Source organism: Streptomyces altiplanensis (assembly GCF_053591575.1).
Genome location: NZ_JBSFUB010000018.1, coordinates 81,962 through 103,156, shown reverse-complemented (window position 1 = coordinate 103,156; position 21,195 = coordinate 81,962). Strand labels below are relative to the sequence as shown.

19 protein-coding genes and 8 pseudogenes are annotated in these 21,195 nt (G+C 70.6%); 15 read left to right on the top strand and 12 right to left on the bottom strand.

From position 1 onward, the window contains the following. Positions 1-236: 236 nt before the first annotated feature. Positions 237-475: pseudogene (locus tag ACWD0Y_RS12015) on the top strand (transposase); the annotation flags it as partial. 201 nt (positions 476-676) lie between these two features. Here the strand turns inward: ACWD0Y_RS12015 and ACWD0Y_RS12010 are convergent. From ACWD0Y_RS12010 to ACWD0Y_RS11990, 5 genes and pseudogenes are all read right to left on the bottom strand, one after another. Further along, complete coding sequence (locus ACWD0Y_RS12010; protein WP_450260225.1) at positions 677-1,336, bottom strand: response regulator; 660 nt, start codon at positions 1,334-1,336, stop codon at positions 677-679. Further along, on the bottom strand, positions 1,333-2,499 hold the full coding sequence (locus tag ACWD0Y_RS12005) for a sensor histidine kinase (protein ID WP_450260224.1): 1,167 nt from the start codon (positions 2,497-2,499) through the stop codon (positions 1,333-1,335). Before ACWD0Y_RS12005 ends, ACWD0Y_RS12010 begins: the two co-directional genes overlap by 4 nt. Further along, positions 2,496-3,332, bottom strand: coding sequence for a CPBP family intramembrane glutamic endopeptidase (locus ACWD0Y_RS12000; protein WP_450260223.1), 837 nt, complete (start codon positions 3,330-3,332; stop codon positions 2,496-2,498). Before ACWD0Y_RS12000 ends, ACWD0Y_RS12005 begins: the two co-directional genes overlap by 4 nt. A 370-nt stretch (positions 3,333-3,702) precedes the next feature. Beyond that, a pseudogene (locus ACWD0Y_RS11995) lies at positions 3,703-3,894 on the bottom strand (transposase); the annotation flags it as partial. Between the two features lie 161 nt (positions 3,895-4,055). Continuing rightward, complete coding sequence (locus tag ACWD0Y_RS11990; RefSeq protein ID WP_450260222.1) at positions 4,056-5,090, bottom strand: PucR family transcriptional regulator; 1,035 nt, start codon at positions 5,088-5,090, stop codon at positions 4,056-4,058. 107 nt (positions 5,091-5,197) lie between these two features. On the opposite strand from ACWD0Y_RS11990, the gene ACWD0Y_RS11985 reads away from it, so the two are divergent. Together ACWD0Y_RS11985 and ACWD0Y_RS11980 are read left to right on the top strand one after the other, a co-directional pair. Continuing rightward, positions 5,198-6,094, top strand: coding sequence for an alpha/beta hydrolase (locus ACWD0Y_RS11985; protein WP_450260221.1), 897 nt, complete (start codon positions 5,198-5,200; stop codon positions 6,092-6,094). A gap of 222 nt (positions 6,095-6,316) precedes the next feature. Further along, positions 6,317-7,456, top strand: coding sequence for a serine hydrolase domain-containing protein (locus tag ACWD0Y_RS11980; RefSeq protein WP_450260235.1), 1,140 nt, complete (start codon positions 6,317-6,319; stop codon positions 7,454-7,456). A gap of 48 nt (positions 7,457-7,504) precedes the next feature. On the opposite strand, the pseudogene ACWD0Y_RS11975 reads toward ACWD0Y_RS11980, so the two are convergent. Together ACWD0Y_RS11975 and ACWD0Y_RS11970 are read right to left on the bottom strand one after the other, a co-directional pair. Further along, positions 7,505-7,843: pseudogene (locus ACWD0Y_RS11975) on the bottom strand (helix-turn-helix domain-containing protein); the annotation flags it as partial. A gap of 48 nt (positions 7,844-7,891) precedes the next feature. Next, on the bottom strand, positions 7,892-8,893 hold the full coding sequence (locus ACWD0Y_RS11970) for an ArsR/SmtB family transcription factor (protein ID WP_450260220.1): 1,002 nt from the start codon (positions 8,891-8,893) through the stop codon (positions 7,892-7,894). A gap of 60 nt (positions 8,894-8,953) precedes the next feature. Here ACWD0Y_RS11970 and ACWD0Y_RS11965 point away from each other — a divergent pair, with 60 nt between their 5' ends. Next, positions 8,954-10,204 carry an MFS transporter gene (locus ACWD0Y_RS11965; protein WP_450260219.1) on the top strand — a complete coding sequence of 417 codons (1,251 nt, stop codon included), beginning with the start codon at positions 8,954-8,956 and terminating at the stop codon, positions 10,202-10,204. Positions 10,205-10,420: 216 nt separating this feature from the next. Here ACWD0Y_RS11965 and ACWD0Y_RS11960 read toward each other — a convergent pair whose 3' ends face one another. After that, positions 10,421-10,870 carry a VOC family protein gene (locus tag ACWD0Y_RS11960; RefSeq protein ID WP_450260218.1) on the bottom strand — a complete coding sequence of 150 codons (450 nt, stop codon included), beginning with the start codon at positions 10,868-10,870 and terminating at the stop codon, positions 10,421-10,423. A 76-nt stretch (positions 10,871-10,946) separates the two neighbouring features. On the opposite strand from ACWD0Y_RS11960, the gene ACWD0Y_RS11955 reads away from it, so the two are divergent. The 8 genes and pseudogenes from ACWD0Y_RS11955 (at position 10,947) to ACWD0Y_RS11920 (ending at position 16,124) form a co-directional block, all read left to right on the top strand. Continuing rightward, positions 10,947-11,549 carry a TetR/AcrR family transcriptional regulator gene (locus tag ACWD0Y_RS11955; RefSeq protein WP_255306312.1) on the top strand — a complete coding sequence of 201 codons (603 nt, stop codon included), beginning with the start codon at positions 10,947-10,949 and terminating at the stop codon, positions 11,547-11,549. Between the two features lie 139 nt (positions 11,550-11,688). Beyond that, positions 11,689-11,906: pseudogene (locus ACWD0Y_RS11950) on the top strand (hypothetical protein); the annotation flags it as partial. Positions 11,907-12,063: 157 nt separating this feature from the next. Continuing rightward, complete coding sequence (locus tag ACWD0Y_RS11945; protein WP_450260217.1) at positions 12,064-12,591, top strand: GNAT family N-acetyltransferase; 528 nt, start codon at positions 12,064-12,066, stop codon at positions 12,589-12,591. A gap of 63 nt (positions 12,592-12,654) precedes the next feature. Continuing rightward, entirely contained in the window at positions 12,655-13,062 is a 408-nt protein-coding gene (locus ACWD0Y_RS11940; RefSeq protein WP_450260216.1) for a transposase, read from the top strand. Then, positions 12,956-13,204: pseudogene (locus ACWD0Y_RS11935) on the top strand (IS5/IS1182 family transposase); the annotation flags it as partial. The gene ACWD0Y_RS11940 and the pseudogene ACWD0Y_RS11935, both read left to right, overlap by 107 nt. 72 nt (positions 13,205-13,276) lie before the next feature. Then, positions 13,277-13,366 (top strand): annotated as a pseudogene (locus tag ACWD0Y_RS11930) (telomere-protecting terminal protein Tpg); the annotation flags it as partial. A gap of 378 nt (positions 13,367-13,744) precedes the next feature. Then, complete coding sequence (locus ACWD0Y_RS11925; RefSeq protein WP_450260215.1) at positions 13,745-14,977, top strand: serine hydrolase domain-containing protein; 1,233 nt, start codon at positions 13,745-13,747, stop codon at positions 14,975-14,977. A 523-nt stretch (positions 14,978-15,500) separates the two neighbouring features. After that, positions 15,501-16,124 carry an aminoglycoside phosphotransferase family protein gene (locus ACWD0Y_RS11920; protein WP_450260214.1) on the top strand — a complete coding sequence of 208 codons (624 nt, stop codon included), beginning with the start codon at positions 15,501-15,503 and terminating at the stop codon, positions 16,122-16,124. On the opposite strand, the gene ACWD0Y_RS11915 is transcribed toward ACWD0Y_RS11920, so the two are convergent. Then, the gene (locus tag ACWD0Y_RS11915; RefSeq protein ID WP_450260213.1) at positions 16,117-16,665 is read right to left on the bottom strand and encodes an N-acetyltransferase family protein; all 549 of its coding nucleotides are present in this window, start codon (positions 16,663-16,665) and stop codon (positions 16,117-16,119) included. The genes ACWD0Y_RS11920 and ACWD0Y_RS11915 overlap by 8 nt on opposite strands. 149 nt (positions 16,666-16,814) lie before the next feature. On the opposite strand from ACWD0Y_RS11915, the gene ACWD0Y_RS11910 reads away from it, so the two are divergent. Further along, on the top strand, positions 16,815-16,964 hold the full coding sequence (locus ACWD0Y_RS11910; RefSeq protein ID WP_450260212.1) for a hypothetical protein: 150 nt from the start codon (positions 16,815-16,817) through the stop codon (positions 16,962-16,964). Positions 16,965-17,075: 111 nt separating this feature from the next. On the opposite strand, the pseudogene ACWD0Y_RS11905 reads toward ACWD0Y_RS11910, so the two are convergent. Continuing rightward, positions 17,076-17,415 (bottom strand): annotated as a pseudogene (locus ACWD0Y_RS11905) (EF-hand domain-containing protein); the annotation flags it as partial. A gap of 368 nt (positions 17,416-17,783) precedes the next feature. On the opposite strand from ACWD0Y_RS11905, the gene ACWD0Y_RS11900 reads away from it, so the two are divergent. Beyond that, positions 17,784-18,152 carry a VOC family protein gene (locus ACWD0Y_RS11900; RefSeq protein ID WP_450260211.1) on the top strand — a complete coding sequence of 123 codons (369 nt, stop codon included), beginning with the start codon at positions 17,784-17,786 and terminating at the stop codon, positions 18,150-18,152. A 260-nt stretch (positions 18,153-18,412) separates the two neighbouring features. Here the strand turns inward: ACWD0Y_RS11900 and ACWD0Y_RS11895 are convergent, their stop codons facing one another. Continuing rightward, complete coding sequence (locus ACWD0Y_RS11895) at positions 18,413-18,841, bottom strand: hypothetical protein (protein WP_450260210.1); 429 nt, start codon at positions 18,839-18,841, stop codon at positions 18,413-18,415. Between the two features lie 137 nt (positions 18,842-18,978). Between ACWD0Y_RS11895 and ACWD0Y_RS11890 the strand changes: the two are divergent. After that, positions 18,979-19,365: pseudogene (locus ACWD0Y_RS11890) on the top strand (DDE-type integrase/transposase/recombinase); the annotation flags it as partial. Positions 19,366-19,495: 130 nt separating this feature from the next. Here ACWD0Y_RS11890 and ACWD0Y_RS11885 read toward each other — a convergent pair. After that, complete coding sequence (locus tag ACWD0Y_RS11885; RefSeq protein WP_450260209.1) at positions 19,496-21,172, bottom strand: hypothetical protein; 1,677 nt, start codon at positions 21,170-21,172, stop codon at positions 19,496-19,498. Positions 21,173-21,195 lie beyond the last annotated feature (23 nt).

Genomic DNA, 21,195 nt, shown 5'->3' with positions numbered 1-21,195 from the left:
CTGGTGGGGGCAGAGGAGATCTTCACCATCGCCTCCACCGTTGAGAAGGCGCGGCTCTTGCTGGCCGCTGCCGACCGGCAGGCCGGACCCACGTAGCCCGTTTCTCTGCGGCTCACCGGACCGGGCATGGGCAGAGGGCGAAGATTCCGCTACAAGCGGTGCTGATCGTGGTCAGCGAACCGGTCACCAACGCCGTGCGCGCGTAGAAGGTGGCGCGGGCGCGGCATACGACCTCGATCCGCGGCGTCGTCTGCACCACGAACGCGATCGGGTCCGTGAACACCAGGATCCGGCGGGCGGTCAAGGCCCGCGGCCACTCCCCGAACGAGACCGCCGCCCTGGAGTGCGCCTGCATGGCCATCATGTCCCCGGACCCCGCGGCAAGGGCCGGGCCCGCTGGACCGTGCGCCGGGAGACTGCCCTGAACACCTTCGACATCACCTTCGACGGCCGACTCTCCGCAGCCCGTCAGTAACCCCGACCACCCTGATTGCACGTTCGCTTGACAGACCCGAACGGCTGGTCGTCGGCACCGCTCGTGCGGGCCGCCTCTCGACTGGGCGCACGACACGGCTGATTTGTAGTGTCGAACGCCATCTGTGATTACGAACGTCGAAAAGGTGAGGGGGTGGCATGGAGAGGTCAACGGGCCCGACGCCGGTACGCGCGCGACGTGTCAGGTCACCAGTCCGTGGCGGTAGGCGTAGACGACCGCCTGGACGCGGTCGCGCAGACCGAGTTTGGCGAGGATGCGGGACACGAAGGTCTTGACGGTCTCGGGGCTGATCACGAGGGCCGCGGCGATCTCACTGTTGGAGAGGCCGTCCGCGATGAGGCGGAGGACCTCCGTTTCCCGGGGGGTCAGCGGGATGTCGTGCGGGGTGCCCCCGGTGGGCCGGATGCGGGCGGCGTACCGGCCCACGAGCCGTCGCGTCACCTCGGGGTCCAGCAGAGCCGCGCCCATGGCCACGGTCCGGATGCCCTGCAGCAGCCGGTCCGGCGGCGCGTCCTTGAGCAGAAAGCCGCTCGCTCCGGCGCGCAGCGCCTCGTAGACGTACTCGTCCAGGTTGAACGTCGTCACCACCAGCACCTTGACAGGATGCGCCACCCCGGCACCGGCCAGCAGGCGGGTGGCCTCGATGCCGTCGAGCACCGGCATGCGTACGTCCATCACCACGACGTCCGGACGCAGTTCGCCGGCCAGGTCGACCGCGGTCTGCCCGTCCCCGCACTCGCCCGCCACCTCCAGGTCGGGCTGGGCGTCGATGATCGTCGCCAGCCCGGTGCGGATCAGTACCTGGTCGTCGCAGACCAGGACCCGGACCGGCGCACTCATGACAGGCTCCCCGCGGGTATCCGGGCCCGGACGACGAAGCCGCCGCCCACCCGGCGGTCCGCGCTGAAGTCGCCACCCAGGACGTCGACCCGTTCGCGCAGACCGGCCAGACCCCGCCCGCTGCCGCCGGGGGACCCGGCCCGCGAACCCGAGCCGTCCGTGCCGACCTCCACGGTGATCTCCCTTTCACCATGGTGCACCAGCACCGAGGTGCGGCTTCCGTGGTCGTGCTTGAGGGCATTCGTCAGAGCCTCCTGCACAACGCGGTAGGCCACGAGGTCGGCGCTGCCGGTCGACGACGCCGGCGTGCCCTCCTCGGTGAACTCCACCGGCTGCCCGGCCCGTCGCGTCTGCTCGACGAGCGTGAGCAGTCTGCCGACGGGTGGCGTCCTGCCTTCGCTGCCGTGACCCGTGCCGTGGTCCGGGTTGAGCAGGTCGAGCAGGTGCCGCAGGTCGGTGATGGCCCGCCGGCCGGTGCCGCTGACGGCGGTCAGGGTCTGGTCCAGGCGATCGGGCGTGGCGGTCAAATACCGTGCCGCCTCGGCCTGGACGACCATCGCCGTCACATGGTGGGTCACCACGTCGTGCAGCTCGCGCGCGATGCGGGCGCGTTCGGCGCTGCGGGCGTCCTCGGCGACGCGGCCCCGGCGTTCGGCCTCCGCAGTCCGGGCGGAGCGCAGCCACACGCCGACGCCCCACGCGAGGGCCAGGACCAGGTAGAACGTCACGAACTCACCCGGCGGTTCGCCCGGACCGCGCCGGTACAGCGCGACCGCCAGTGGCACGTACGCCGCGGACAGGACGAGCAGGGTGACGTGCCGGTACCGCTCCAGATACGATCCCGCGCTCATCAGTGCGACGGGCAGCGCGGTGCCCGCGAGCAGGTGGTAGCCGTTGAGCTGGTCGACGGCGAAGCCGGCCGAGACCAGGACGAGGCAGGCGACCGGCCACCGCCGGCGCAGGGCGAGCGGCAGGCACTGGAGGGTGATCGCCACGCCGCCCAGTGCGTCGAGGGGCTGGGTCGGCAGGCCGCCGATCTCCGTCCCGTTGCCGCGGAACGCCGGCAGGAGCGACGCGACCAGGAGCAGCACCCCGAGCGGGAGGTCCCGGACCGTGACATCGAGCCGGTGCCACAGCTCCGGAATCCGCCGACGATCGGTCACCGGGGAAGTGTAGCGGTGGAGTTGACACGCGCGGCGCGCCGGGAGCGGGGCACGATGTTGCCGCGCCGATGGGCCAGCCACAGGAACACGATCGTCAACAGCGCCCCGAAGCCCACCGCGTACACGCTGCCCTCCGGGCCGAACTCGCCGCCGGTGAGCAGCTTCGGTCCCGACGTCACGGCGTCCAGCAGCCCCTGGTTGGTGCCGTTGCCGGACACCTCGGTGCTGAAGATGCCGGCCGCGGCGAAGTTCCAGCCGAAGTGCAGGCCGATCGGGACCCACAGGGAGCGGGTGGCGGCGTACGCGGCGGCGAGCATGAAGCCGGCCTCGATGGCGATGGCGACGGCGCCCCAGAGGCTCGCGTTCTCGTTGAGCAGGTGCGAGAGGCCGAACACGATGCCGGTCAGCGCCAGGGCGAGATACGTGCCGGCCCGCTCCTCGATGATCCGGAACAGGACGCCTCGGTACACCACTTCCTCCGCCACGGCCGCGGCGGCCATGAAGCCGACCAGTCCCATCGCTCCGGTCGGCGAGCCCAGGCCGTCGACCTCGTAGTACCCGGCGGCGAAGAGGTTCACGATGACGGCCCCGAACATCCCGGCCCCGATCAGCATCCCCCAGCCGGTCTTGGCGACAGCGCCTTCCCGGGCCACGTCCAGGGCCGGCCGGTGCTCGGTGCGTCGCACCACCCACCCGTACACGAGCACCGCGAGCGCGGCCGTCGTGAGACCGACGAGGAGTGTGAGCCAGTCGTTCTCCTTCACCGCGTTAACGGCATTGCTGCCCAGGGCGTATACGGCCATGACGGTCAGGAACTGCCAGACAAACCTCACGGGAACCCCTTTGCTGGGCCGCGGCCGGTGCGCCGCGGGCTGCACTGGACGCTACGGACCCGGCGGCCGGAGATCGTCACCCCACGGTGGACACCTGGCTGTGGCTCGCATGGGGGACAAGCCCCCGGGCCGTCCCGCCGGGCTGGCTGATCTCCTGCTCTGACCGTCGGCTTCGCCGGCGCCTTCGCCTCTGGCCGCCCACTCGTGCTCAGGTGGCGCAGCGCCTGCCGACGGGCTCCCGGCAGGCCGGAAGGGCGCAAGGCATGAGGTGGCGTCCTGTGTCTTCGGGTGCTGCCGTCCCTTGCCGGCGATCGTCTTCGCCGTCGGCTCCTTGATGCTGCAACGGCCTTTGTGGTGATGGTTTGTTGTCCTCGCCCTCGAGGGCGGACTCCAGCAGCCGCTTCGTCAGCTGCTGTAACAGCCCGTCCTCGCCGGCCAGTTGCAGGACCTCGGCCTGAGAGCGGCCCGTCAGCTCGTCAATCAGCCGGTCGTCCACCGCCTTCGACGGAGTCGCCTCGGACTGCTCGACAGACTCGGCCTCGGCCACGTCCTCGCCGGTCATCGGTGCATCTTCCTCGATCAGGGGTTGCACCGGTCGTTTTGCAGTCCCGAGCGGGCCGATGCGTGCTGGGAAGACGCCGCTGGTCTCGCCGGCTGAGGACGCGCTGATCGACTGGCTCCCCCGTTATGAGCCCTCGTTTCGAGCGGCGAGGCGGGTCTTCCTCAGTCGTTGAGCAGCCGCCATGCGATGAGGGCGACCTTGGCCCTTGTCAGTCCGGTGGGTTCGGTGAGTTCGATCCCCAGGGTCCTTGCGATCTGTTCGAGTCGGCGGGCGATGCTGCTGTGGTGCAGGTGGAGGAGTTCGGCGGCCCGGCGGAGGGAGCCGGTGGCGCAGTAGGCGTCCAGAGTCTCCAGATCTTCCGGGTTGCCGGCGATTCGGGCGATGGCGGACACGTCGGCGTTGTCGCGTGAGGTGTCCCGAGGTATCTCGGCCAGGAGAGCCAGAGCGCCCAGGTCGGTGTAGCGGATGACGGGTTCGCCCGGGGTGGTGAAGCGGAGGGCGGTGCGGGCCTGCCGCCAGGAGCGGTCGGGGCTTGCGGCGGCGCCGATGCCCGCGCGTACGTCTGCCGGAAACCGGGCCGGATCCATGGTGGTGGCCAGGATGACGCCCACGTCGGCGAGTGGCGCGGCCTTCACCGGACGGGCCGGACAGACCAGGCCGCCGATCTGGTCGAGCGGGAGCTGCGAGCGTACGGCGACGACGTGGACCGGCAGGTCGGCGGCGAACCCCAGGAGCCGTAACGCCCGTGCTCTGGCTGCCTCGTCGCTGTCGGAGCTGATCGCCAGTTCGACGAGGGCGGGGTCGGCCATGGTGGTGCTGGCCGGGCCGTACCGCTCGACGGCCGCCGCGGCGGCGATGGCGAGCCGGTCGAGGAGGACTTCGTCGAGCGGGTTGGGCGGGCCGGGGCGTTCCAGCCACACCGTGCCGATCTCCTCCTCGTCGAGGGTGATCGGCGCCGTGGTGGACGCCGGTGACGGCGGGGTGGACGCTTCCGTGCCGTGGGGCGAGACGCGGGTCGCCCGTCCCGTGCCGTGGAGTCGCAGCCCGGCGACGCACCCGGCCAAGCCCGCCGAGGCCCGGGCGAGTGCCGGGAGATCCACCCGTCGGCGCATCAGTGTGTCGTAGAACGCGACGATGCGCATCGCGCCGTCGACGTACGGATCCAGTCCCGACAGCCGTACGGCCAGTGCCTCCATGGCAGAAGGATAGAAGGACAGGGGCGCGCCGATCGGTGCGTGACCGGGACGGGATGCGCGACGGATGGCGGATGACCCCTCGGGGGGCGGACGTGAGGATGGCCGTCATGGATCCCGAACTCGAAGCATTCATCCCGTTGTTCCCCAGGACCGACCTGACTGACGCGGTCACCGCGCGCAAGAACTTCGCCGAGTTGGCCGCCTCGGTGCCGGCACCGGACACCACGAACATGGCGGTCGAGGACCGTACGGTGCCCGCCGACCCGGATGTGGCGGTGCGGATCTACCGACCGCACCGGGCGCAGGGTGCCGTCGTCTGGCTGCACGGCGGCGGATTCGTCATGGGGAACCTGGACACCGAACACCCGTGGGCCACCCGGATCGCCGAGAGCTCCGGCGCGGTGGTGATCTCGGTGGCCTACCGCCTCGCCCCCGAGCATCCGTTCCCGGCCCCCCTGGACGATGCCTACGCCGTACTGACCTGGGCGGCCGAGCACGCGGCCGGACTCGGCGTCGACCCGGCGCGGATCGCGGTCGGAGGCCACAGTGCCGGCGCCGGACTTGCGGCCGCGGTGGCGTTGCGGGCGCGTGACGAACAGGGGCCTGCGATCCGCTTCCAACTGCTCAACCAGCCGGGACTCGACGACCGGCAGGAGACGTGGTCGGCGCGGAACTTCACCGACACGCCCTGGTTCAACCGCGACAAGGCCACCGCGGCCTGGCGGCACTACCTGGGCTCCCGGCCCGCCACACCGTACGCCGCCCCCGCGCGGGCCGCCGACCTGTCCGGTTTGCCACCGGCCTACATCGCCACCGCGGAGTTCTGTCCGAACCGCGACGAGAACATCGCGTACGCGCTGCGTCTGCTGCAGGCGGGCGTGTCGGTCGAGCTGCACCAGTGGCCCGGCACCTTCCACGGGTCGCAGGCCATCCTGTCCGCCGAGGTCTCGCAGCGGCAGAACGCCGAACTCGGCTCCGCTCTGCGCCGCGCTCTGGCCGAGTGAGCCCTGGACGTCCGCCGGCGCGGGGAGATTCCCGTTGAACTCATCGATCACGAAAGGACGGATGCCTTGAAGATCCGACTGGTGCTATGTGCAAGCGTGGCCGCGCTGAGTGTGTGTGCGGGCACGGTGGCGGCAGGCCCCGCGCCCGACGGGACAAGGGCCGTGCCGGCCGGCACGGCGGGCCCGTCGACCGGTTTCGATCCCGCGGAGCTGAAGTCCGCCATGGACGGTGTCCACCGTGCGGGGATGCCGGGGGTGTACGCCGAGGTGCGCGACGCCGGCCGGATATGGCGCGGCGCTTCCGGGGCCGCCGATGTCAGGACCGGCCGTCCCGTCAGGCCCGACATGCGGCACCGCGTCGGCAGCATCACCAAGACCTTCACCGCCGCCGCGGTCATGCAGCAGGTCGAGCAGGGCCGGATCCGGCTCGACGCACCGATCGGCCGCTATCTGCCGCGGCTGGTACCGGGGGAGCGCGGCAGGAAGATCACGGTCCGGATGCTGCTCAACCACACCAGCGGCATCCCCGACTACATCCGCTACGCGTTCCCGTCCCTCAAGGAGTTCCCCTCCCTGCCGGACATCTCGCCCAAGAGCCTGGACGACAACAGGTTCAGGCAGTTCCGCCCGGCCGAGCTGATCGAGATGGGGCTCACGGCGCCTCCCGCCGGCGAGCCCGGCGGCCCGACAGGGGGGTACTCCAACACCAATTACCTGCTCCTCGCCCAACTCCTGGAGCAGGTCACCGGCGCCACGGCCGAGGAGTACATCACCCGGCACGTCATCGAGCGCGCCGGGCTCCGGCACACCGGGTTCCCGGCCGGGCCGCGTATCGAGGGACCGCACTCGCGGATGTACGAGGCGATGTACGGCCTGATCGACCCGCCACGCGACTACAGCGTCTACAACATGTCCTGGGTGGGGCCGAGCGCCGCACTTGTATCGACCATGGAGGACCTCAACCGCTTCTACGGCAAGCTGCTCGACGGCACGATCGTCAACCGGTCGTCGCTGGCGCAGATGCAGCGCACCGTCCCGGTCATCGCCCTGGACGGAACGACGCTCGACTACGGCCTCGGTCTGCACAGGGTCGGCATCCCGGGCTGCGGCACCTTCTGGGGCCACGACGGCTCGGCCTGGGGAGCCGGAACGATGTCCATGACCCGGGCCGACGGCAAGCGCCAGATGTCCGTTGCGATCAACCTCATGAGGTGGAACAAGCCGGACTCCTCGGGGCAGCCGCAGCACCACCCCATCGACGACGCGCTGGAGTCCCTGCACCGGCAAGCGATGTGCGGCAACGGAAACGCCCAGCCCGAGAACGTCTCGCAGGCCCCGGCGTTCGTCGCGCTCGTCCCGTAGCCGGAGTGCCGCACGCCCGCCGACCGAGGGCGCTGGATGAGTCCCGCATCAGGCGGTGGGGCGGGTGCCGGGGGTGTGGCCGAAGGCGCGGCGGAAGAGGTCGATGAAGGTGCTGGCGGACGACCAGCCGCATCGGTGGGCGACGGCGGCGACGGGGGCGTCGTCGGCCAGGAGGATCAGGGCGTGGTGGAGCCTGACCCGAGTGCGCCACCGGGGGCAGGTCAGGCCGAGGCCGTCGCGGAGGCGGCGGGAGAGGGCGCGGGCACTGGCACCGATCTGGCGTCCGAGGTCGTCGAGGGAGCGGTTGCCGGCCGGGTCGGCGCGCAGGCGATGGTGGGGCGGACTGTCGTCCTCGGGGTCGCGGGTGTAGGCGACGACGAGTTCCTGCCTGCCACAACCTGCGCACGATCTACGATCAGTAAGGCCCCGCGGTCGCTAGGAGTCCTGCGCCCGCACCAGCACGTCACCGACAGCCGTGCGGTAGTAGAGCACGGACCGTCCCGCACGGCGGCGGCCGACCAGACCGGCGTCCAGGAGCACCTTGAGGTGGCGGCCCACCGAGCCGAGGCCCTGGCCCGTCATCGCCACCAGGTGCGTCGTGCTCATCGGGCTGTCCAGGAGCACCAGCACGCCCGCCCGCCCGGCACCGAGCAGCCTGGCCAGCGCCTCCGGGGCGGCGGCCCGCTCCGGCTCCGCCAGCGTGCCCGAGCACGGGTACACCACGGCGTTCCGCTGCACCACGCCGTGGGAGTCCGGCCGGTCCATGGAGATCCATCCCCTGCGCGGCGTGACCGGCACGAACAGCAGCCGTGAACCCATCAGTTGCCGGGGCGGGAAGGAACGGGTGTTGATCTGCAGCCGGTTGCCGCCCAGCCACCGCATCTCCGGGTGCATGTCGTCCAGTGCGGCCGCCCAGCCCGCCCGGCTCAACTGGCCCGTACGCGCGACCACATCGGCCTCGATGACACGCCGCCGCCGCGACCAGTCGGGCGCCACAGTCTCCTGCCACACCCACTCCAGCAGGTCGGCGATGCGCTCCGGCAGGCCGGGGCGCAGCAACGGGCCCGGCAACGGCCCGCGATGAGCGGTCTCGAGATCGGCGCGGGCGGTGCCGGCCGGCGTCTCGCGGATCCGTGCCAGCTCGTCGTGGAATTCCGCACCGCCCTGTGCCTCACCCTCGCGGGACGGCACCGGCGTCAGGAAGTCGGCGATCCACCGGTGCCTGCCCAGCGCGACGCGCACCAGCAGGGCGGTGACCGGATCGGCGGACAGCCGTTCCCGGTAGGCGGGCCCGTGACTGTCCAGCCAGCGGCGCTCGGCCGGATGTGCGGACGAGTCCTTCTCCAGGGCCATCAGGCTCGCTGTCGTCTCGCAGAGGGGCGACACGACGAACCGGCTGCTCGCGAGCGTATCCGCGTTGACTTCCCACCAGCCCAATGGTTTCGCCTCCCCGCGAAACATTAACTCCGCGCCCGGAGGTCCGCCGACACTCCGCCCATGCGTACCTACCAAGAACTCTTCGAAGTCCCGGAGTTCGCCCCACTGCTCGCGGCCACCGCCGCCCACGTGGCGGCCCTGACGGCGAGCGGGCTGGCCCTGGGGACGCTCGTCTACGACGCGACCGGCTCACCGCTCCTCGCCGCCCTCGGCATGTTCGGCCCGAAGCTGGCGCAGATGGTCGGCGCGAGTGTCCTGCTGTCGGCGGCGGACCGCCTGCCGCCGCGCGCCGCGACCGTCGGCCTGGCGCTCTTCTTCGCCGTGGCCACCGCCGCCCTGGCGCTGCCCGGCCTGTCCGTGGGGGCGATCTTCGTGATCCTGTCGGTGCAGGGCATGGTCGGCTCGGTCGGCGGCGGAGTGCGCTACGGGCTGCTCACCGAGATCCTTCCCGCAGAGGGCTACCTCCTCGGCCGATCGGTGCTCAACATATGCGCGGGAAGCCTGCAGATCTGCGGTTACGCCCTCGGCGGCGTACTCGTCAACGTCCTGACGCCGCGCGGGGCCCTGCTCACCGGCGCCGCCCTTTACGTCGTTGCCGCGGCCGTAGCGCGCATCGGTCTCACGCGGCGGCCGCCCCGCGCAAAAGGCAGGCCGTCCGCGAGCGAGACCTGGCGGACCAACGCGCGCCTGTGGGCAGCGAAACCGCTGCGCCGCGTCTACCTCGCCCTGTGGGTGCCCAACGGACTCGTCGTCGGCTGCGAGTCCCTCTTCGTCTCCTACGCACCACGTCACGCGGGGTTCCTGTTCGCCTTCACCGCGGTGGGCATGCTGGCGGGGGACACCCTGACCGGCCGCTTCCTGCCCGGACACTGGCGCGACAGATTCGGCGCGCCGCCACTGCTGCTGTTGCTCGCCACCCCGTATCTGATCTTCGTCCTGCACCCGCCGCTGCCCGTGGCGCTCGCTGCCGTGACCGTGGGGTCGATCGGCTTCTCCGCCAACCTGCTGCTCCAGGAACGCCTGATGTCCCTGGTCCCGAGCGAGCTGAAGGGGCACGCCTTCGGGCTGCACTCCTCAGGGATGTTCACCATGCAGGGCGTCGCCGCGGCGGTCGCGGGCGGCATCGCGCAGCTCACCTCACCCGCGACCGCCATGACCGTGATGGCTGCCGCCTCTGTCGCGGTCACCCTCGCCCTCACACCTGGTCTCCGGCGCATGGGACCGGCGGCCGGAGGCGTGCCGGCCGGAGCTGACATCGGCCGCGAGCTCACCGGAACAGGCAAGGGCCTCAAGCCGACGGACACGGCCTGAGGCCGACGCCTTGGACCTTCCGCAGATCGACGGCCAGGAACTGCTCGCCGAACCGTACGAGCACCGCCGCGCCGCGCTGGAGGATGGCCTGTTGACTGCACCGTCTGGTGGATCAGGCCGACACGGTGGATCCTTCGCCCCGCCGCCCGCCCTACCGCCGCACAGAAGGGCGCTGGTCCGCGAGGTGCTCTGAACCCCTGGGGCCCGGTTCGGGAATCAGGTGCTGGTGTACTGGGCGGCGTACTCCTCGCTGGGCGGGACGACGGTGATGACGTCGATCAGCACACCGTCGGGGGCGGTGATGATGAAGTGGCGCTGGCCGAACTCCTCCGTACGCAGGGGCAGTACTTCGGTCAGTCCGGCCTCCGCCACGAGCCGCTGGTGCTCGGAGTCGACGTCGTCCACCTCGAAGTTCAGCAGCAAGCCGCCCTGGAGCGCGGTCCGGTGGCCTCGGGGGACGGTCGGGTGGGTGTGGTCGAGGAGGGCCAGCTCGTACTCCGGGGCGTCGGGGCGGCGCAGACTGACGTACCAGTCCGCCTCGAAGGTCACCTCGAATCCGAGGTGGCGGGTGTAGAAGTCGCGGGAGGCCGCCACGTCCCGGGTGGCGAGCACCGGGTAGAAACCGCCGAGCCGGGTCGTGGGCATGGTCGTGCGTTCGTTCGCCATGGCAGAGGTCCTTCCGCTTCATTTCACATACCCGGGGTATGTGAGTCGTGGCGTTAGCATACCCCCGGTACGCGAAATGGAAAGGGCGGTGCGCGCGATGGCGGTCAACCGGGCGGAGCAGCGGGCGGCCACGCGGCAGGCACTGCTGGCCGAAGGGCGGCGGCGGTTCGCCGCCGACGGGTACCACCACGTGGTGCTGGCCGAGGTGGCGCGGGCCACCGGGGTCACCAAGGGGGCCGCCTACCACCACTTCGACAGCAAAGCCGGGCTCTTCCGGGCCGTCGTCTCCGAGGTGCAGCAGGAACTGGGTGAGCGGGTCGCGGCCGCAGCCGACCGGTACGAGAACCTCTGGGAACAGCTCCAGGCCGGCTGCCGGGCCTTCCTGGCCGCGGGGACCGACCCGGCGGTGCGACAGATCCTGCTGGTGGACGCACCGACCGTGCTGGGCTGGGACGAGTGGCGGGCCCTGGACGAGGAGTCCTCCGCCCGGCACCTCGAAGAGGCCCTGACGGCACTCGCCGCAGCCGGGATCATCGCCGATCAGCCGGTGGAGCCCCTGGCCCGGCTGCTCTCGGGGGCGATGAACGAGGCCGCGCTCTGGATCGCGCGGGGCGGAGACCCGCAGGCCGCGGAGCAGGCGCTCGACCGGCTCCTGGCGGGGCTGCGCACCCCGGCCTGACCTCTCGCCCAGACGATCAGCACCTTCGAACCGGTGCAGAGAAGGTGACGGCGTGGGCCGGGGCGACGACGGCCTGACGGCCGGTGCCGCCCCGGGGCCACGGTCCGGTAAAGCGGACCTCATCGGTCGCTCGGTCGCCCCGGGTGGCTTCAAGCTCGGGCGAACCCGGGCCTGGCGAAACACGAGGGCACCCAGAGCGTGCTGTGGGGCGAGGGAGCGCGTGAGCGGTTCAACGCTCCGGAGCTCAACCTCGCCCGGTACCTCAAGGACGGTACCGTCACCGACGTCGACAGCGGGGGAGTAGCAGGCGATGAGCACGTTCGGGGACGGTCTCGACAACTGACCATTTCAGAATGAGATGCGGAGTCATCACAAGCAGATGGCGCTGCAGGTGAGTCGGAGGAGTCCCAGGCGAAGGTCCGCTCGACGCCCCAGCGGGCGTAGGCTGCGGCGGCACGGCCAGCCCCGCATGGGCTGGCCACCTCACCTAACGCACTGCGACGAGGATCAGCCCATGGGCAGCAGCACCAGGATCCGCCTGATCGAGTCCACCGACGCCGCTCCGATCGCTGCGCATCGGACGCGGGATTTCGAGGCTTTCCGGCCGTGGGAACCGGCCCAACCCGCCGACTTCTTCACCCCAAAGGGCCAGGCGGAGCGGATCGACAGCCTGCTGGCCGGACACCGGGCCGGCACGGTCTGGCCGGGCGTGGTGCTCGCCGACGACCAGGTGATCGGGCAGGTCACCGTCGGAGGCATCCTCCCGCAGCCGCACCTGCGCCGCGGCTCCGTCGGATACTGGATCGCCGGCGTCGCCCAGAATCAAGGGCACGCCGGGCACGCCGTCGGGCTTGTGCTCCGGGTGATGACGGACGAACTCGGGCTGCACCGCGCCGAGGCGTCCACCAATCTGGAGAATCTGCCGTCGCAGCGGGTACTGCGCCGCAACGGGTTCAGTCCGTACGGCGTCGCGCACTCCTCGATCCTTCTCGACGGGAGCTGGCGGGACGGGCTGCTGTGGGAGCGGCTCCTCAGCGACTAACTGATCAACTCAGTATCAGTTCGCTTGCCGGGCTCGGCAGTTGGCGTTGGTGGCAGCAGAGTTGTGTGGGTGCCGGATGACCTTGCGCCTGATGACCTGTGGGAACGGGTAGCCCCACTGCTGGCTCCGCGTCCGCCGAGGCGCCGGAGGTGTCCCGGTCGGCTGCCGGTGGATGACCGGGCTGCCCTGCGCGGGATCGTTTACGTGCTGCGCAAGGGCGTGAGCTGGGCGGACGTGCCCACGGAGCGGATCGGCTGCAGTGGAGTGACGGCCTGGCGGCGTCTGCGGGACGGGACCGAGGCCGGTGTGGCCCCGCCTGTACGAGGTCCTTCTGGCCGAACTGCGAGCGGCGGGCCTGCTGGACATGGACGGTGCGGCGGTCGACGGCTCTCATGTCCGGGCCCTCGAAGGGGGCTCGCACCGGACCTTCGCCGGTCGACCGCGCACGTCTGGGCAGCAAGCACCATCTGATCACCGATCGGCACGGCACCCCTTTTTGGCAGTCTCGCTGAGCAGCGGAAACCGGCACGACGTCACTCAGCTGGTGCCCCTGCTGGACGCGATACCCCGTATCCGCGGTGTGCGCGGGCGGCCGCGTCACCGGCCGGTCCGGCAGTTCGCCGACCGCGGCTACGACTTCGACAAGTACCGCCGCCCGCTCCGGGCACGGGGGGATCACCCCGAAGAGACCTACTTCCAGGACGGCGGCCGCCGCGCCGGCTCCCTGGAAGAAGTCCGCTTCACCGACATCGAACAGTTGGAGTTCGACCTGTAGCAGCCGCACTCCGAACAGCCCGCCGGCCCGAATGCGACTGAGCGCGATAGTTGGCGAGTCAATAGTGGATCTGGCGGGTTGAGCACGATGGACGCCCGGTATCTTCTGTATCTTCTGTGCCCCGGACCGCCTCCGAACCCCGCCGACGCTCCGCGGCCTACCGGCGAAACGGTCCTGTCACCCTGCCGGACGGGATATCGGCGCCCCGTGACAGGAACCGACGTGACGCGTTGACACTCATGCTCCATGGGGATTGCGGACAGCGCGCAGTGATCGCTCCTCCCAGCCCCCCACGGCACACCCCACGCGTGTGCCGGTTTTCCGACGAGTCGAGAACGAGGAAGCCACGTGCACCTGTCGACGCACCGACGTCTGGCCATGAGTGCCACCCTGATCGCCGCCCTCGCCGGCGGTCTCGCCCCCGCCACCGCGGCCTCCGCGGCACCGGCAGCCCCCACGGCCACCGCCGGCCCCGCGACCCCCGCCGCGCCCGCCCCCGACATGGACGGCGTGACCGCGGCTTTGAACGCCGCCATGGCCAACGGCGCTCCGGGCGCGATGGCCCGCTTCACCGGTCCCGACGGCGTCCGGACGCGCACTGCCGGTGTCCGCGACCGGGTCTCCGGCGAGGCCATGGACACCCGGGCACGCTTCCGCATCGGCAGTGTCAGCAAGACCTTCTCCAGCGTCGTGCTGCTCCAACTGGTCGACGAGGGACGGCTGGAGCTCGACGCACCGGTCAACCGCTACCTTCCCGGACTGCTGCCCGACGACCGCATCACGGTCCGTCACCTGCTCACCCACCGCAGCGGCCTGGCCGACTACACCGAGGCCATGTTCGCGAAGACCGTGCCGGGCTTCGAGGCCGTGCGCAACCGCGTCTTCACCTACCAGGAACTGGTCGACCTCTCGCTGGCCGAACCCCGCACCACCGAGCCCGGTGTGGCCTACAAGTACTCCAACGCCAACTTCGTCGTCGTCGGCATGCTCATCGAGAACGCCACGGGGACCACGGTCAACAAGCAGTACGAGCAGCGCATCATCAAGCCTCTGAAGCTGCGTCACACCTCTTACGTCCACCCGCAGACCCGGATCAAGGGGGCACACGTGCGCGGCTACCTCCACCCCGACGAGGCGGGGGCGCCGCTCGTCGACTCCACCGAGCAGACCGCTTCCTGGGCCCAGTCGGCCGGCGCGGTCATCTCCGACCCGGCCGACCTGAACACCTTCACGACCGCGCTCATGCGGGGCAGGTTGCTCTCGCCCCGGATGCTGGAGGCCATGACCACGGTCACCCCGACGGACACCACCCAGACCCGCTTCTACGGGCTCGGGCTGCGCCGCTACGACCTGTCCTGCGGCACCCAGGTGTACGGGCACACCGGCACCGTGCAGGGCTTCTACACGTACGCCTTCGCCACCCGCGACGGCCGGCGCGCGCTCTCCGCCATGGCGAACACCTCGAACCGGGGCGCGGCGAACACGGCGCTCGGCGGGACGCTGGAGGCGGCCTTCTGCGGAAAGAAGACCGCGCCCGCGGCGTCGTCGGCCAAGGAGCAGCGCACGCTCCCCACCCTGCCGGCGGAGGCCGACCTGCCCGAGCGCCGCTGAGGCCGGCCTTGGTCTGAGGCCGCGGCCGACGGAAGGCAGGGCCGAAGGCGCGCATCGTGCATCGCAAGGGATGCAGGCCACCGCCTCGCCCGGATGCCGGCCCCGAACGCATCCCCGGACAGCGGTGCGGACGGACACCGCGAGCCTCGAAGCCGACCGCTGACAGACGATCCGCTTCGCAGACTGCCGCCCGCCACCAGCATGAGCAGCCCGAGAACCGGTCACACCTGTCCTTTGGCCTGCGACCTCGAATTGGCGGAGGCTCAGTGCACAGCCTCCGACGCACATCGGATGCACACCGGGCCGCTGCATCGTTCCCGGACCAGGTTCACCACGTCCGGCATCCCGCCCAACGGAACAGCGCCCGGGGGAGGAGAAATCTCCGTCCCCGGGCGCTTCCCGGCTTCCGCCCGGCTCAGACCGCGGACGCTCCGTACCCGGCGCCGACGTCGCCGCGGACGTCGCCCATATCGGTGACATGGCCCGGAGGCCGGCCTCGGCTGTCTCGCCGTTCGTCGCCTCCTTGCTTGACCTGCTGGAGAACCGAGGATTCACGGGGGCTCCGCGATATCCCGGTCGGGATCAGGCAGGCCGGGACACCTTCAGCTTTGTGCCGGGCTGGGCCCCACCCAAGTTCCGGCCATGGAGCGACGCGCAGGTCACTGCGGCTGGCACCCTCGCCCGCGCCCTGCACGATGCCACCCGGAGCAGCGATCTTGCCGGTCAGCCTCAGCTCGTGTGCCACCACGTTCTGGGGCCGGACAACGCCGTCTTCCAGGACGAGATGCCGGTCGCCTTCATCGATTCCGACGTGGCCGCGCCGGAGAGTCCGCCGGAGGATGTTGGTTATATGTTCTGGTTGTGGTGTGTGTCCTCGAAGGCAGGGACTCCTCCCGTGGATGTCCGGGCCACTCAGGTGCGTGTGCTGGCCGACGCTCATGGCCTGACTGGTCCTGAGCGCGCTGGGCTGGTCGACGCGATGCCGGAACGACAGGCCCGCAAGGCCAGTTTCTGGGCGGAGGCGCAGGCCGGCCTCATGGCCGTCGAGGCAACCGACCGGCAGGTCTCGGATCACATCGCCTGGTCCCGGCGCGAGCGCGAACACACTTCCGGGTACCGCAAAGCGTTCGAGGACGCCCTCAAGTGACGGATCGCGGAGAGACCGGTGATGAGCCTGCCGCAGGTGGCAGTTCAGATTCCCCGCTCGGCGCCGGTGGGCGGGGAATTGACCGGCCGCGAATGTGACGGTGGCTCACCGCAGTCGGCGGGTCCTGGCGATGGACCGGGGCGTCGTTCCGCTGGGAGATGGCCGCCGGCTCCGCGGGAAGGTCGAGGGTGAACGCCACCCGGTCGAGTCCGGGGCCGTCGTAGTCCGGCTTCACGGCTGAGGCCGTGAAGCCGGGCCGGGTGTGAAATGCCCGCGACGCAGTGTTCTCCGGGCTGGTGATGCAGTGCACGTAACGGCGTCCGTGTGACCGGGCGAGCGCGAAGAAGGACCGGTAAAGGGCACCCCCGACACCCTGTCCGTGCAGCGCCGGGTCGACGCCGACGAAGTGCACGTAGGCGGTTTCGGGCTCTGTCTGCGACAGGAAACCGACCAGGAAGGCGGCAACTTCTCCACTGCCGCGTTCGACCAGAAAACTGGTGGTGAAGTGCTGGAAGTACAGCCGGGGCAGCAGCAGGGCCACGCTCAGATACCTCGGTAACTGGCCGTACCCGGCCCCGCGCCGCGCGGCCCCGGCAACTGCTGGGTATGCGATCTTCGTCCGTCTGGCTCATGGTGGATCTGGACCCTCTGCGTCACGCCACGCCCGTGGTACCGCTGTCAGGAGGCGTCATGGTGCTGTTGGCACTGCTCGTCCCCTTGGCGCTCGGGGGCTTGATGTTCGCGCTGGACGCCTTCGAGGGATTCCTGTTCCCGCCCCCGGCAACCCCTCCCGGTACGCCTCCGGAGGGCCGTACGAACTCACCCGATCACGAAGGGTGACATCCTGCGCCACTGCCCATGGGCCGGTCGCAGGGTACGGCCGGGGCGGCGCCGGCCGTGCTGGTGCAGGAAAGCGTCCGCTTCGGTCGTTGTCCGGCCGGTGCCCGGCGGTCATGCTTCGGCCAGCAGGGGGTCGTAGGGGGGTACGGCGGCGTCCGGACATGAAGGACAGGAAGCCGTTGACGAAAGCGCTGCGGCTGTACGTTCCGGCGGCGCTGGTGGTGTCGCGGTGGAAGGCGGTGCGGAACAGGGCCCGGTATTCGTCTGCGTCGATGTGCTGGTTGCCGTCCTTGCCGGTGACGTCGAAGAGGACTTCGGCGACCCTGATCAGCGCCGGACCGGCCAGGGAGGGTACTGCGGCTGCGTACTCGGCGGCGCTGACACGGCCGTCGCCGTCGGCGTCGGGGGCCGCCTGGAGCTCGCGCCACCAGTCGGCGTAGGCGGTGTAGAGCGGGTTGGGCACCGCTTCGAGCACCTGAGTGCCGGCAGCAGTCCGTACCGCCGGGGGCGGATTCAGTACCGGCAGCGTGATGATCCCGTCCGCGCCGCGCAGGGCGTCGAGTCGTCGGGCCACCTCGAAACCGGCACCGGTCAGAGTGGCCTCGACTGCCTCCGGGGTCACTGGCCAGTTGGTGTGAATGAAGCTCCGCCATCTTGAAGTGACTGGTCGGCGGGGCGGCGTGACTCCGTTTTGGAGTGCTCGTGCTGGTCGTGGGCGGCAGTCTGTGGTGCCGACCGTCCGGCGGGGTGGTTCTGCCGATGAGTTCACCGTCCTCGAACGGTCTACCCAGTGACACGACCGTTCTCGACAGGAGTGCTATGTCCACCATCCAGCCAGTGATCGTGACCGCCGACCATGACGTTCTGCTCGGCTTCTATACGAAATTGTTCGGCGCTGAGGAGATCTTCCGGGTGCCGGAGGAAGGTCCGGCCTTCTACCTTGGCTTGCGCATCGGCGACACCGACCTCGGGCTGGTGGCCAAGGCGGATCCGGGGACCGGGGCGGTGTCGCGGATCCTGCTCAGCATCGGTGTCGACGACGTCGACGAGACGCTCGGCCGGGTGGCGGCGCTGGGCGGCTCGGTCCGCGGCGGCCCCAACGACATGCCGTGGGGGCAGCGTGTCGCCCACATCCAGGACCCCGACGGCAACCCGGTGAACCTCACTCAGCCGATCCCGGCCCGGTGACGCCGTTCCGGGGGCATGCGCTGATCGTGGGCGACCCCCGGGCCGCAAAGCGGCCGCTGGCTTACGGGGCCGCCGGTCAGATCGCCGACGAATCCTTGGATCCTGCCATCGACACACACCTCATCCGGGAGGGCGTCGCCTACGGCCTCGGCTGCCCCGAGGAGCTGGAGTCGCTTGTCCACGGCGGGCACAGCCTGGACTGCTGGGAGGAGACCTGCCGCATCGCGGCGGTAGTCGGTGATACGGACCCTGGTCCACGCTCAGTACGGAGAAACGCCGAGCGCGAAGAGGTCCGCCGGCGCCGTCAGCGCAACGTGCTGGCCGTCCGCGGTGGTCAGCAACTGTGCCGCGATCTCCGGCGCGATGACGTGGATCAGCCCGCCCCGGTACGCGTGGGACAACGGGAGATCGACGTGGTGGGTGTTGCCGTGGCCGATGAACGCGACGACCTCACCAGTGACGATCATGTTCTCCGCCGGCACGTCACCGTGGACCCGGCCCGTTTGGCGCAGGCGCTCCAGAGCGGCGAGCACGGCACGGGTCGTCTGGCGCATGACGGTGCGCTGTTCGTCGGTGGCGTGGCCGTCGCGGGCCGGGGCGAAAACCTCCTGCACGCTGCGGCCGTCGATCCACGGCACGGCCAGCCACCGGCCGCCCTCGCCGTCGCCGTGCCGGACGCCGGGGCGCACTCCCTGACGCCGAGGCAGGCCGTACGCGGCGATTTCGTGCCCGAGGTGCCCGCGGGCGTCGGGTACGACAGACGATCTACTCCGCAGACTGCCGCCCACGACCAGCGTGAGCACCCCGAGAACCGGTCACTCCAGTCCTTAAGACCAGCGGAGAGGGGAAGTACCTGTGGCGGGCCGTCGGCCAGGGTGGCAGCGTCGTGGGCATCCTCGTGCAGGGCCGGCGGGACAAGGCCGCCGACCGGCGCTTCTTTTGCCGCCTGATGACGCATACGCATACGCATACGCGTGCGCTGCCGCGGGTGGTCGTCACCGGCAGGCTCCGCTCCTGCGCCGCCGCCCGCCGTGAGGTCATGCCCTCCGCCGGACACCACTCCCACAAGGGGCTGAACAGCCGGGCCGAGAACAGCCACCAGCCCACCCGGCAGCGTGAACGCGCGGTGAAGGGCTTTTGCTCCGTCGGCGGGGCCCAGCGGCCCCTGTCCGCGTTCAGCGGCATCTCACCCCACCTCCGGCCCCGCCGCCACCCGACCTGATGAGCGCTGCCGGCCGTCCCACCACGGCCTGAACACACGACCGGACCCAAGGCCACCGCGCCCCGCCGCGCCATCAGACACTCACGCACCCAACAACGCGACAACACCGCCCCGGCGTTGGTCAGTCGGAGCAGCAGTCGCCGTCTTTCCCGCCCGTGGTGTCGAGGCGGCAGAAACACGACGCCTGGACGGGGACGTCCGCGAGTGCGGTGGCCACGGTGAGCTGCTGGGCCACGATGCGAGCCTCACCCGTCTTGCCGAGCTTCGTGAGGCACTCGTGGAAGCCGTGCAGAGCCCAGACGTTCCCCGGATGCTGCAAGGGCCTGGGCAGGGTGTCGTCGAGCCCGAGGTCGGCCCGGTAGACGGCCTCGGCCTCCTCGGTACGGCCCTGCTCCAGCAGGAGGGCCCCATACGCGTGGCGGGTCGGCTGCATCCAGCCCCACGGTTCGTCGTAGGGGAGGCCGTCGTCGAGGCCGATGGAACGCTCCAGGGAGGCGAACGCCAGGTCGTACTCGCCCCTGCGGTACTCGAGCTCGCCGTCGAGCATGGCGGAGGCGATCGCCAGGATGTCCTGGCAGGTGTTGTTGAACAGCATGCGCGTCTCGGGGACACGGCCGACCGCGCGGCGGAACAGGTCTCGCTCGGCCTCGGCCTCGGCGATCGCCCCGGTGGCCGAGTACGCCACTCCGCGCGCGTAGTGGCGCATCGCCGTGGAGACGCAGTACAGCCCCGGGTCGGGCGGCATCGGCAGTGCGAGGACGTCCTGCCACCGGCCGAACCGGATCAGCACATGGACCCGCATGGCGAGGAACCCCTCCAGCCAGTCGGCCATGGGCGGGCTCTCGACCCGCAGCAGTTCCTCGGGGACGGATGCCTCGAGCTGCGCGGCCGTCTCCAAGGCTGTCCGGAACTGGCCGAGGAACATCGCGCCGTAGATCTTGAAGTGGTAGTTGTGCGAGCGGTACAGCGTGTAGAAGTTCATCGCCCCGGCCCGGCGCAGATACTTCTCGTCGGCCTTGATCGCATCGCTGTTGCCCGACACGACTCGTCGGTAGTCCCCGCACAACACGTCGAGGTGTGAGGGCATATGGTGCAGGTGCCCTGCGTCCGGTACCAGCCCCGGCAGCCGGTCGGCGACCGCGAGGGCCTGCTCCGGCGTCGGGGACATCTCCAGTAGGTGGATGTACAGGTGCAGGATGCCCGGGTGGTCGGCGCCGGTGTCGCTCAGCAGCGCGCGGTCGAGGACGGCCTTCGCCTCCAGCGTGCGCGCACCGGCGGCGGGTTCGCCCGTGCGCAGATCCCACAGTTCCCACGGGGTGAGGTTCATCAGCGCGTCCGCGTAGAGCGTGGCGACGTCCGGGTCGTCGGGCGCAAGTTCGTACACGGCACGCATCGCGTCGGCGTAGGGCTCGTTCCAGATCGAGCAGTCCTCCGCCGCGCGCGCGGAGGGATAGCGTGCGCGCAGCGCCTCGATGAGGGCCCGCTCGGTCGACGTGGCCCCGTCGCGCAGCGCATGGGCCCGTTCGACGGCGGCGTGGGTGCGTTCCACTGTGCGCCGCAGGTCGGCTTCGTCGAAGAACTCCCAGGGCTTGTTGTAGTTGGGGCCCAGGGCGTACGCGATGCCCCAGTGCGCCATGGCGCAGCCGGGATCCGCGGTCACCGCCGATTCGAAGCAGGCGACCGCCTCTTCGTGGTGAAACGCGTAGCTCCAGACCAGACCGCGGTCGAACCAGCGCTGTGCATCGGGCGAACGGGTCGATACGGGCCGGGTCAGGGTTCCGAGATCGTAGTAGTCCATGAGGATCTCCTGCGGAGGGATGC

Coding starts and splice junctions, on each gene's coding strand:
- ACWD0Y_RS11990 (WP_450260222.1), bottom strand. CDS start 5,090: ATGGAGGCACTGGCCGTACGGCTGTCGGGACTGGATCCGTACGTCGAC.
- ACWD0Y_RS11925 (WP_450260215.1), top strand. CDS start 13,745: ATGAGTGCCACCCTGATCGCCGCCCTCGCCGGCGGTCTCGCCCCCGCC.
- ACWD0Y_RS11965 (WP_450260219.1), top strand. CDS start 8,954: ATGCGTACCTACCAAGAACTCTTCGAAGTCCCGGAGTTCGCCCCACTG.
- ACWD0Y_RS11945 (WP_450260217.1), top strand. CDS start 12,064: ATGGGCAGCAGCACCAGGATCCGCCTGATCGAGTCCACCGACGCCGCT.
- ACWD0Y_RS11960 (WP_450260218.1), bottom strand. CDS start 10,870: ATGGCGAACGAACGCACGACCATGCCCACGACCCGGCTCGGCGGTTTC.
- ACWD0Y_RS11910 (WP_450260212.1), top strand. CDS start 16,815: ATGGTGCTGTTGGCACTGCTCGTCCCCTTGGCGCTCGGGGGCTTGATG.
- ACWD0Y_RS11985 (WP_450260221.1), top strand. CDS start 5,198: ATGGATCCCGAACTCGAAGCATTCATCCCGTTGTTCCCCAGGACCGAC.
- ACWD0Y_RS12010 (WP_450260225.1), bottom strand. CDS start 1,336: ATGAGTGCGCCGGTCCGGGTCCTGGTCTGCGACGACCAGGTACTGATC.
- ACWD0Y_RS11885 (WP_450260209.1), bottom strand. CDS start 21,172: ATGGACTACTACGATCTCGGAACCCTGACCCGGCCCGTATCGACCCGT.
- ACWD0Y_RS11980 (WP_450260235.1), top strand. CDS start 6,317: ATGGACGGTGTCCACCGTGCGGGGATGCCGGGGGTGTACGCCGAGGTG.
- ACWD0Y_RS11900 (WP_450260211.1), top strand. CDS start 17,784: ATGTCCACCATCCAGCCAGTGATCGTGACCGCCGACCATGACGTTCTG.
- ACWD0Y_RS11955 (WP_255306312.1), top strand. CDS start 10,947: ATGGAAAGGGCGGTGCGCGCGATGGCGGTCAACCGGGCGGAGCAGCGG.